Consider the following 964-nt stretch of genomic DNA (forward strand, 5'->3'; position numbering starts at 1 on the left):
ACCACCAACGCCGACGAGATCGACGAGAAAATCGTCGCCTCCGTCGGACCGTACGCATTGAACATCCGCCGACCCGGCGCCCACCGCGCCACCAACTCCGGCGCACACACATCACCACCGGTCACCACCACCTCGACCGACTCCAACCCCACCGGATCCACCGACGCCAACGCCGCAGGCGTGACGAACGCATGCGAAACCCGCTCCTCGGCGAGCAACGACGCCAACTCCACCCCACCGAACACCAACGGCGGAGCAATCACCATCGTCGCCCCACCCGAGAACGCCAACACGAACTCGAGAATCGACGCATCGAAACTCGGCGACGCGAACGCCAACACCCGCGACGACGGACCCACACCGAACCGAACCCGCTCCTCGGCAGCCAAGTTCCCCACACCACGATGAGTGACCACCACACCCTTGGGCACACCCGTCGACCCCGACGTGTAAATCAGATACGCCGCATCATCGAGCCGCAACACACCCGAACGCTCCACATCCAACACCGGAGCAGACGACCGAAACGCCAGATCCGCCACCACATCCGGATCATCGAGCACCACCCACGACACCCCACCCACACCCGAGAGCGCACCCACATCCGCACCCAACGTCACACCCACCACAGCACCCGAATCGACCAACATGTGCTCGATCCGATCCACCGGATAATTCGGATCCACCGGCAAGAACGCACCACCGGCCTTCGCCACCGCCCACACCGCCACCACAGACTCCACCGACCGCGACAACGCCAACGCCACGAACGACCCCGGACCCACCCCACACGACATCAACATCCGCGCCAACCGCGACGACGCCGCATCCAACTCACCATACGAAACAGACCGCGACCCCGACACCACCGCAACACCACCGACACCAGCAACACCCACCGCACCAGCCAACAACTCCGGCAACACCACACCCACCACAGACCGCGGACCACGAACCGGAGCCA

At 64.6% G+C, this 964-nt stretch carries 1 protein-coding gene; it reads right to left on the bottom strand.

The features are described from left to right. Positions 1 to 964 (bottom strand): AMP-binding protein (locus tag R3P95_RS26060; protein ID WP_317549901.1); only part of this gene is annotated, 964 nt, incomplete at both ends.

This window comes from Rhodococcus cercidiphylli, from assembly GCF_033042225.1.
In the GTDB taxonomy this organism is placed as follows: Bacteria; Actinomycetota; Actinomycetes; order Mycobacteriales; family Mycobacteriaceae; genus Rhodococcoides.